This is a genomic window from Lysinibacillus sp. LK3 (assembly GCF_001043675.1).
In the GTDB taxonomy this organism is placed as follows: domain Bacteria; phylum Bacillota; class Bacilli; order Bacillales_A; family Planococcaceae; genus Lysinibacillus; species Lysinibacillus capsici.
In genome coordinates this window covers 1-10695 of the sequence record NZ_LDUJ01000039.1, presented here as the reverse complement: position 1 = coordinate 10695, position 10695 = coordinate 1, and the positions used below count along the sequence as shown (strand labels likewise).

Annotated in this window: 9 protein-coding genes; all 9 read left to right on the top strand. The window is 31.4% G+C overall.

Annotated elements, in window-relative coordinates:
* The first annotated feature begins 226 nt into the window (after positions 1-226).
* Positions 227-748, top strand: coding sequence for a M48 family metallopeptidase (locus tag VK91_RS21715; protein ID WP_048395828.1), 522 nt, complete (start codon positions 227-229; stop codon positions 746-748).
* Entirely contained in the window at positions 741-2303 is a 1563-nt protein-coding gene (locus VK91_RS21710) for an O-antigen ligase (protein ID WP_048395825.1), read from the top strand. Before VK91_RS21715 ends, VK91_RS21710 begins: the two co-directional genes overlap by 8 nt.
* Entirely contained in the window at positions 2287-3207 is a 921-nt protein-coding gene (locus VK91_RS21705) for a Wzz/FepE/Etk N-terminal domain-containing protein (RefSeq protein WP_048395824.1), read from the top strand. Before VK91_RS21710 ends, VK91_RS21705 begins: the two co-directional genes overlap by 17 nt.
* Positions 3208-3230: 23 nt before the next feature.
* Positions 3231-5039 (top strand): nucleoside-diphosphate sugar epimerase/dehydratase, encoded by a 1809-nt coding sequence (locus VK91_RS21700; protein ID WP_048395822.1) that lies wholly within the window; start codon positions 3231-3233, stop codon positions 5037-5039.
* Positions 5040-5052: 13 nt separating this feature from the next.
* Positions 5053-6063: a Gfo/Idh/MocA family protein gene (locus VK91_RS21695; RefSeq protein ID WP_048395821.1), complete on the top strand. Its 1011-nt coding sequence runs from the start codon at positions 5053-5055 to the stop codon at positions 6061-6063.
* A gap of 7 nt (positions 6064-6070) precedes the next feature.
* Positions 6071-7396, top strand: coding sequence for a nucleotide sugar dehydrogenase (locus VK91_RS21690; RefSeq protein WP_048395820.1), 1326 nt, complete (start codon positions 6071-6073; stop codon positions 7394-7396).
* A gap of 14 nt (positions 7397-7410) precedes the next feature.
* Positions 7411-8658, top strand: coding sequence for a lipopolysaccharide biosynthesis protein (locus tag VK91_RS21685; protein ID WP_197078744.1), 1248 nt, complete (start codon positions 7411-7413; stop codon positions 8656-8658).
* A 1-nt stretch (position 8659) separates the two neighbouring features.
* A complete protein-coding gene (gene asnB / locus VK91_RS21680; protein ID WP_048395817.1) occupies positions 8660-10453 on the top strand; it encodes an asparagine synthase (glutamine-hydrolyzing) in 1794 nt (597 codons plus the stop codon).
* A gap of 51 nt (positions 10454-10504) precedes the next feature.
* A partial coding sequence (locus VK91_RS23130; protein ID WP_048395815.1) for a hypothetical protein occupies positions 10505-10695 on the top strand: 191 nt, incomplete at its 3' end.

The window sequence follows — 10695 nt, the reverse complement described above, 5'->3', positions numbered from 1 at the left end:
TATATAAAAGGTATAAAACTAATAGCTTAGATAGAGTGGTTTTAACAAATTTTACTGATAGGTTATAAGGCTCTAAGAGAAAGATTATTTATAATTTTGATGTATTTATAAATAATATATGGGGTTTTTAATTGATAATTGGTAATGCATCCTACATGTGGTTGTCATTTTATAGTATAATGACCTTATGTGCAAAAATACATAATTCGAGGAAGGTAGACTTACAATGACATTAGCAGAATCCGGAAAAAAATATATTTTGTCAGGTATTGTCGCATTGATAGTTGTTGGACTGATTGTGGCAAATGTTTTAGCAGGTAAACAAGATGAAGAGTTTATGATGTCTGAGTCTTTATATAATCAAGCTTTAGAGTTCCAAGGTAATGGTGATTTAGATAGTGCAGAGTTAATGATTTCAGAAGTTTTAAAGAAGCATCCTCATTCAGAAGTAGCAAATTATGTAGCAGGTCTAATAACTGCTCAAAATGGTAATCTGAAAAAAGCTGCAATATATATGCAAAAGGTATTAGACATTAACCCAAATAAAGTGGAAGATCCAAGATTCATGATTCAATTGGGTGAAATATTTGTTGGTGCTGAAAAATATGAAGAGGCAAAAATAGTATTATTGCGTTGTCAAGAATCACAATGGACATTAGATGGTTTTCCAAATTATCAAGAGCAAATTAGTACACTATTAGCTCAAATAGAAAATTTACAACTAAAGGAAGGTACGAATAATGAGTAAGTTTTACGAGAAAGTTGCCTATCGTGATGTTGAAGAAGATATACAATCCCAAAAATCTGCAGATAAATGGATTTTTGGGTTACTTCTTATAATAATTGGTTTTGTTCCATTAATCGTAATGGCAAGTTTAATAGAATTTCAAACACCACTGATTACTAATGTAAGTGCACTAACAGGTGGGCAAAAGGGTGACCTTTTTACGCACTATAAAGCTTTAACTATTCTAATTATTACTATATTAGCTGTTGGAGTGTTTATAGCGAAAATTTTATTTATGAACGGTGAATTACGGAAAACAAAATTGAATTATGCAATAGGAGCATTTGCTGTAGCAATTGTGCTATCAACAATTTTTTCACCAAATATTTCTATAGCTTTACAAGGCCAATATAACCGTGCAGATGGCGCTATTAGTTGGCTATGTTATTTAGCCTTGTTCTTTATTGCTATGAATATTGAATACCCAAAAAAGGTATTAAACTACGTTTTATATGCATTGTATCCTTTTGTGATTATTAATCTATTCATTATTACTATGAATTTTTATGGTAATGATCTATTACAAAAAGCAGTAGTAAAAAAATTAGTAATGTTATTTTTACCTGCAGGTGCAAGCCTTAGTGAAGGCTCTGTGCTTGTAGGTACCTTGAACCAGTGGAACTATATGAGTGGGATGTTTGCTATTATGATTGTCATGTTTTTAACAGCAGCTTGTTTAGAGAAGCATATTGGACGAGCAATTGGACATTTAATAATAACAATAATGTCAGTTGCGGTTATGTTAATGTCTATTTCAACAAGTGGTTTCTTAACGGTTTGCGCAATGATGATTGTAGTTTTATTTGTAGCACTTCGATCAGAGAAAAAAGTACAAAGCTTTATAATGATTGTTGTTTTTATAGTAGCAACTGTACCTGTGTTCCATGTTTTAGCTAGTAAAGATGCCCGTGTTTGGACTGAGTCGGTAGGATTTATTGTGAAGTCTAACCCCTATGTTAAAGAAGAATCTGCTTTAGTCACAAGTGTGAACGGTAATGTAGAAATTAGTTGGATAAAAAAGGCTTATGCTGCAGAGAAGTTTGAGTTACCTGTGTTACCAGAGAGAAATACTTCAGCTGGTTCAGGCCGTGCTTATATTTGGGGTAAAGGGTTAGAATTGTTAAAAGAACGCCCGTTATTTGGATACGGTTTAGATACCTTTATGTATAACTTCCCTCACTATAATATTGATACAAGGGCTGGTATGTGGTATGACAATATAATTGTAGATAAACCACATAGTATATATATGGGCTTGTTATATGGTACGGGAATTATTGGTTTCATCTGTGTAATTGTACTACTAGTAATGTCATTATTTATACCTTTAAAAATGGCTGTAAAGCAAAACCAGTCTGCCATTTGGATATTAGGTACAGCTTGGGGAGCGTATTTATTACAAGGTTTCTTTAATGATAGCATACCAGGTGTATCTGCAGTAATGTGGATAATAGCAGGTATATTGTTATCGATGACTTTAAAAAATAAGGAGCAAATAGATGGAAGAGACAATTGAATTAAGAGAGTTAATAGAGATTGTTTGGAAGGGAAAAGCCTTAATTGCGATATGTACTATTGTTTGTATGCTTTTAGCAGGGGTTGCAAGCTGGTTTGTATTAGAGGAAAAATATGAATCAAAGGCAGTGGTACAAGTAGCAAGCGCAGTTCAAGATACAGGAGTTATGGCAAACTATGTTTCAACAGAATTTACACCAGCGATTTATACTCAACGTATTCAAAATAAACAAATTATGCAACAAGCATTACAGGATGCAGGTATTAAAATAAAATATGATGAAAAAAGTTTAGTCACAACGACTGATGCTGATCCTACCAAAAACATAGTAGAGCTAAAGTATACATCTAATTCAGCTAAAGAAGCGCAGCAACAATTACAGATCTTAATGGATGCTACAAAACAAAAGATGAATGAATCTGTTCAGCAAACGTTACAACAATTAGAATCTACTTATAAAATAGAAGCTGAATCTTTAACAAAAGAAATCAATTCAAATATAGAACAGTATAATCAAATAATTCGCGAAAATAATTTGCCTAAAATACTAATATTACAAACAATTATAAACTCAGAAATTGTCCTAAATATTTCAGAGGAGCAAGCAGCAACTTTATCAAATGTTAATGGTGATTTACAAAATCAGTTGTTACAATTGCAGGTCCAAATTCAAACAAAATCAGAAGAATATCATAATATTCTTACTAATTATCAATCTATTAAAACAGAGCTTGATAGCTTTAAGCCCGATCCATTTATTCGAATTATTGCAGAGCCATCTTTAGCTGAGGGGGTATCTTCTCCAAATAAATTATTGAATTTAGCAATAGGTTTAGTAGTTGGGGTAATGCTAGGGCTTGGTATAGTATTCTTTAGAGAATATTGGAAGAAGAGTGCAATATGAAATAGTTAGAAGTGAGGTTTAATATGAATTATAGAATGCGTTACATGCTTTTTTTTATTATTGACTCTTGTATCGTGCTATCTGCAATTTATATGAGTTATTGGTTATTACATCCAACAATCAATGGCTATTCAGATAAAGTTATTTTAGTGAGTGCTGTAACGCTATTAATCAGTCATCATATTGCTGCATACTTTTTCCATCTTTATGATCGTATTTGGAGTTTTGCATCAGTCCGAGAGTTACTGACAATTGCCTATGCTGTTACAATATCTGTTGCAACGGCTAGTGGTATGCAATACATCATTAAAAATGATGTCTATTTTAGGGTAATGGTTATTACTTGGATGTTACACATTATTATGATTGGTGGTTCTCGTTTTTTGTTACGCGTTTTAAACGACAGAGAATCATTTCGAAATACGTCAAATTTAAAACGTGTCTTAGTTGTAGGAGCAGGGCAGGGCGGTACAATGCTCGCTAAAAACTTATTAACTGCACAAAATCCTGATCGACTACCAATTGTATTTGTAGATGATGATATTAGCAAACAGCAATTGAAAGTAATTAATATCACAGTAGCTGGCACAACAAAGGATATTCCTAAACTCGTTGCAAAGCATGGAATTGATGAAATAATCATAGCTATTCCTTCCTTAGGAAGGATTGGAATAAAAAGTATATATGAAGATTGTTCAGAAACCAATTTACCTGTAAAAATTATGCCAAGTATTGAGGATGTAATGACTGGTAAAGTGGCTGTCAATGAAATGAAAGAGGTTCAAATAGAAGATTTACTAGGCCGTGACGAGGTTAAGTTAGATATGGTGGCTATTTCTAATAAATTGACAGATAAAGTAATACTTGTTTCAGGTGCAGGTGGATCAATTGGCTCAGAAATCTGTCGACAAGTAACGAATTTTAAACCTAAAAAGTTAATTTTAGTGGGGCATGGTGAAAATTCTATTTATACCATTCATATGGAGCTGCAACAAAGAAGTTTTGGCACAGATCTGATTCCGATTATTGCCGATATTCAGGATCGAGCTAGAATTTTTGAAGTTATAGAGCAATATAGACCAGATGTAATTTACCATGCGGCAGCTCATAAGCACGTACCATTAATGGAAGATAATCCACGTGAAGCTGTAAAAAATAACATATTTGGAACAAAAAATATTGCTGAAGCTGCTCACGAATTTGATGTTAAAAACTTTGTGATGATTTCTACTGATAAGGCAGTTAATCCACCAAATGTAATGGGTGCAACTAAGCGAATTGCAGAAATGGTTGTACAAAATTTAGCAAAAAATAGTCAAACGAAATTTGCAGCTGTACGATTTGGTAATGTCCTAGGGTCAAGGGGTTCTGTAATTCCTTTGTTTAAAAAACAAATCGCAGCAGGCGGTCCAGTAACTGTTACACATCCAGACATGACACGTTACTTTATGACAATTCCAGAGGCCTCTCGATTAGTATTACAGGCGGGTACACTAGCAGGTAATGGAGAAATTTTTGTACTGGATATGGGAAAGCCAGTTAAAATTGTTGATTTAGCTAAAAACTTAATTCAATTATCTGGATTTACTGAGGAAGAAATTAAAATTGAGTTTACAGGATTACGACCAGGAGAAAAAATGTATGAGGAACTTTTAAATAAAGAAGAAATTCAAGAGGAACATGTTTTTCCAGGTATTCATATTGGGAAGGCAGTCCCTTTAAATAATAATGAGTTAATAGAAGTTCTTGATTCTATCATGAAATTAAACAATGAGAAAATGCAAAAATTACTTATCAATGTGGCAAATAATAAAATAGAAACTAAAAAATAAAGAAGGTTTGACAATGAATTTTGCAATTGTAGGGTGTGGATTTATCGCTAAAAAGCATGCAGAAGCGATAAAAAATATAAATGGGGCAAAGCTTTATGCTGTGTGTGATAAAGTACCAGAGCTTATGGCGCCGTATGTAGAAGAGCATGGAGCAGAAACGTATACAGATTTTGAAAAAATGCTTCAAAGCTCTGATATTGATATTGTTAATATATGTACCCCTAGCGGAAGCCATGCTGCTTTAGCGGAGTTAGCAGCAAAATATAAAAAACATATTATTATAGAAAAGCCTATAGCAATGTCTATAGAAGAAACAAACAGAATAATCGATGCTGCTACTGAAAATAATGTAAAGCTAGCAGTTGTACACCCAAATCGTTTCCGTCCTGTAGCTTTGAAATTAAAGGAAATCTTGGATAGTGGAAAGCTGGGTAAGATTAGTCATGCATTATGTATTGTAAACTGGAATCGAGGTCAACATTATTATGATCAAGCTCCATGGAGAGGCACAAAAGCATTTGACGGTGGGGTTTTAATGAACCAAGCAATACATAACTTGGATTTACTTCTTTGGTATTTAGGAAAGCCAGTAGAAGTCATGAGTATGGATGCTACGAGACTTCGTGATATTGAGGCGGAGGATGTTTCAACAGGTATTATTCGATTTAAAACAGGAATATTGGCTACAGTACAAGCATCTACAACAGTGTACCCTAGAAATTATGAAGAATCTATAACAATATTTGGTGAAAAAGGTACAGTGAAAATTGGTGGAACAAATGCTTTATACTTTAAGGATATTATAATAGAAGGCATGTCAGATGCTGAGGCATTAGAAATAAAAGAATCAATCGACAAAAATCCTTGGGGAATACCAGGACATCAAATTATACTATCAGACATGATGGAAGCTATAGTGCAAGATCGACAACCTGTTGTGACAGGTGAAGATGGAAAAACAGCTTTATCTGTTGTATTAAACTTCTATAAATCATCCGAAGAAAAAAGATTGATAACTTTATAATAAAGGAATGAGAAACATGGAACAACGCGCATTAGAATTACAGAATAAGCTTGAAAACAAAAATGCTACAATTGGTGTTGTTGGTTTAGGGTATGTTGGTTTACCACTCGCTGTAGAAAAGGCAAAAGCCGGCTTTAAAGTAATTGGTTTTGATGTACAGAAAGAAAAAGTTGATAAAGTAAATGCGGGTGAAAACTATATTGGTGATGTAATACCTGCTGATCTAGAGCAACTTGTAAAATCGAGACAGCTAACAGCAACAGCAGACTATTCATTTATTAAGGATGTAGATGCTGTGGCCATTTGTGTTCCAACACCCTTAGATATTTATAAGCAACCAAATATGAATTATGTTAAAAGCTCAGCACAGGCAGTTGCTGACCATATTACACCTGGAACATTAGTTGTACTAGAAAGTACAACTTATCCTGGGACCACTGAGGAATTAATTAAACCCATTTTAGAAGAGAAGGGCTTTAAAATAGGGATAGATATTTTCTTAGCATACTCACCAGAGCGTGTTGATCCAGGCAATAAAGATTTCAATACGAAAAATACCCCTAAGGTAGTTGGTGGAGTTACAGAAAGTTGTACAAAGATAGCAGCAACAATGTATAGAACAGTTTTAGATGGTGATGTACACGAGGTTTCTAGCCCGGCAGTAGCAGAAATGGAGAAGTTACTTGAAAATACTTTCCGAAATATTAATATAGCTTTGGCAAATGAAATGGCAATTTTATGCAATAAAATGGAGATTGATGTATGGGAAGTCATTGATGCTGCTGCTACAAAGCCATATGGTTTTATGCCATTTTATCCGGGACCAGGTTTAGGAGGACATTGTATCCCAATTGATCCTTGGTATTTAACATGGAAGGCTCGTGAATATAACTATCATACAAAATTGATTGAAACAGCTGGTGAGATTAATGATAGTATGCCAGAATTTGTTGTTCAACGTTGTATGGAAATATTAAATGAGCAAGGGAAGTCATTAAAAGGTTCAAAAGTTGTCGTAATGGGAATTGCTTACAAGAAAGATATTGATGATTATAGAGAATCACCAGTGATTCCAATATTAAAGAAGCTTTCACAATTCGGTGCTGAGTGGACTGTAGTTGATCCACATATCCCACGGTTTAAGTTGGAGAACAAAGAAATTAGAACTGTTGAAATTTCTAATCAACTATTACAAGAAGCAGAATTAGTATTAATTGCTACAAATCATAGTATGTTTGAATACGATAAGATTATGGAAGCTTCAAAAGCTGTTTTAGATACAAGGAATATTTATAACAAGGCTTACAAAAGTGGAACATACTTTAAATTATAGCTATGAATAAGAATATGAATCTAAATATAAGTAAAATAGTTAAAAACATATCAATATTAATGACCGGGACAGTATTAGCACAGTTAATACCAATTTTACTATCTCCAGTTTTAACACGATTATACTCTCCTGACGAATTTGGTATACTTGCAGTATTTATTTCTATTACCTCTATTTTAACAGTCTTTGTGAACTTGAGGTTAGATGTAGCCATTATGTCAGCACATGAGAATGAAAAAATTCCATTAAAGAATATTAGTTTAACAATTACTTCAATACTTACAATAATAATTTTAATGTTCTTAATACTATTTTCTAGTTTTTTCAAGGAAATGTTTAAGGGCATAGATTATAATTTAATTGTATTTTTCGGACCTTTATTTTTTATTTTTTTTGGAATGTTACAACTTACTACTTATATAGCTAATGACGAAAGTCAGTACCACTTAATATCTAAAAGTAAAGTAGATAAAAATATTAGTATGACAGTAATACAAATTATTTTAGGTGTTTTTAAAACAGGTGTATTAGGTCTAATAGCTGGGGTAGTTTTTAGTATACTATTTCCTCTTTACAGATTACGTAAAGGTATATTAAGGAAGGAAGAGAAAGTTTCAGATAAACCAAACTATTTTTTAATTCTAAAAAAATATAAGAAATATCCATTAGTCTCAGCTAATACTGCAGTAATGGATAAGATAGCAACTGAATCTCCTGTATTGATGATGAATAAATATCAAGATGCAAGCTTAATTGGTTTTTATGAATTATCAAAAAGAACCATTTTTATTCCTTTAACTTTTATTTCTTCATCAGTTTCTCAAGTATATTTAAAACAAATAACTGAAGAAAAAGATTATAAAAAAAATATAAAATTAACCCTAATAATATTGGGTAGCTTAGTAATTATAAGTATATTTATAGCCCCTATCTTTATTTTTTGGGGAGAACCATTATTCGCAATAATTTTTGGCGAAGAATGGAGAATTGTTGGAGAGTACTCAAAAATATTAATTTTTCCATTTTTAATAAGATTTATTATTTCTCCGTTAAGTGTAGTATTCTTAAAGCCTGAAAATATACTATTAGGTGGTCTTTGGCAATTTATTTACATGATTGTTAGCCTAATTGTAGCTTTAAAATATTTACCACTCGGGATGATGCTGTATTTAAAGGCTTTCGCAATTAGTGAAGTTCTTATTTATTTTTTGTATTTAATAATGATTTTTATTGCGTTAAATAGAGGTAAAAAAGGAGTATAAAATGTGTGGAATAGTAGGTTTTATCAATCAAAATGATCATCTTAATAAAGATGATTTACTGGTTATGCTAGATAAGATTCAACATAGAGGACCTGATAATTTAAGTATTAGTATACAAAACAACGTCTATTTAGGTCATGCAAGACTATCAATAATAGATTTGAATTCATCAAGCAATCAGCCAATGCAATACAAACACTACACTATCGTATTTAATGGTGAGATATACAATTACAAAGAAATAAGAGAGAAGTTACAAGAAGAAGGACATATATTTAAAACCCAAGGAGACACAGAAGTTATTATCCATGCTTATGAACACTGGGGTGAAAAATGTCAATCTTATTTAAGAGGGATGTGGTCTTTTGTAATATATGACAAAGAGAAAAATATACTTTTTGGATCTCGTGATCGTATGGGGATAAAACCGTTATATTATATAAGAAAAGATAATTTCTTATCTTTTTCCTCTGAAATAAAACCTTTATTAGGATTGGAAAAAAATTTAAAACCTAATATGAGTGTTGTATCAACTTATTTATTAACAAATTTAATGAACTATGATAATCAAACATTTTTTCAAAATGTATATCAATTAGAGGGTGGTAGTTCTTTTAAATTTGATATTTCGAGTGGAAAATTTGAGATTAATAGATATTATGATTTAGCTGAAAGTATAAAGAATAAACGTGAAAGTACAACAAGTGATTTTAATAAGGTTTTAGATAAATCTTTTGAAATTCATGTTCAAAGTGATGTACAAGTAGGTACGTGTTTATCTGGTGGGGTAGATTCATCTACAGTTACTGCTAAGGTTTCTTCAATTTTAAAAAATGATAACATTAAATCTATTACAGCTAAATCGATTTCTAAAGAAACAGATGAAACGAAATTTGCTAAAATTGTTGCAGACCATCTAAATATTGATTGGCATGTAGTTGAACCAGATTATGAATATTTTAAAACAAACATAGAAGAATGTCTTTATTATCAGGAAGAACCTGTAGGCGGTCCATCAATATTTATGCAATATGCTGTTATGCAGGAAGCAAAGAGACAGGGAATAAAAGTGATAATGGATGGTCAAGGTGGGGATGAGACTTTATTAGGATACGAGAGATATTATTCATGGATGCTATCTGATTTAATAAGAAAAAAGAAAATAATACCTTTTGTAAAAGAATTCCCTAGAATAGTTAAAAACTCAAAATTGGGATATATAGACTTATTAAAACAGTATGTTTATTTTAATAACTTTAAACTAAGGGTAAAGCATTTAAAAAAACGCCATATTAATATGAAAGAGATATATAGTGATTTAGCTGTTGATAACTTCAGAAAATTAGGATATGAAAATAAGAATTTAGAAGAATTACAGATTTTAGAATTGACTAAAACAAACTTACCCACTTTATTGAAAAATGAAGATAGAAATTCTATGCTTGCATCTATTGAAGCTAGAGTACCCTTTGTAGATCATGAAGTAATTGAAACCTCTCTAAAACTACCTTTGAAGAATAAAATCAATAAAGGCTATACAAAATTTTGTTTGAGGAAATACTTAGAATCGATGGTTCCAAAAACTATAAGCTGGCGAAGAGATAAAAAGGGATTTGAAGCTCCTACAGATATTTGGTTAAAAGAGCATATGGAAGTAATGAAAAAATATATAAATGAATCCTCTTTATTAAAAGAAATCTATACTGTACTTCCAGAGTTAGACAATATATCTGATAAAGAAATATGGAAATTATATAATTTAGCAGTTTGGGAAAAACAATATTTATCAAAATAAATAAATTAATGGTATTAAAAGAGTTTATCTTATAAGTTTTGAGGAGAAGGAATGAAAAAAAAAGATTTAATTAATATTTTTATGCTCATGGCCTTTAAAGGAATTTTAGAAGTTGGATATATTTTTTTTGTTAGTCCAATATTTGCAGAAGATAATTTCTTTATAGAATATTCATTTAGTAAGTTTATTTTATCTAACCTTTTAACTTTATTAATTACATTTTTAATCACACTGTATATTGC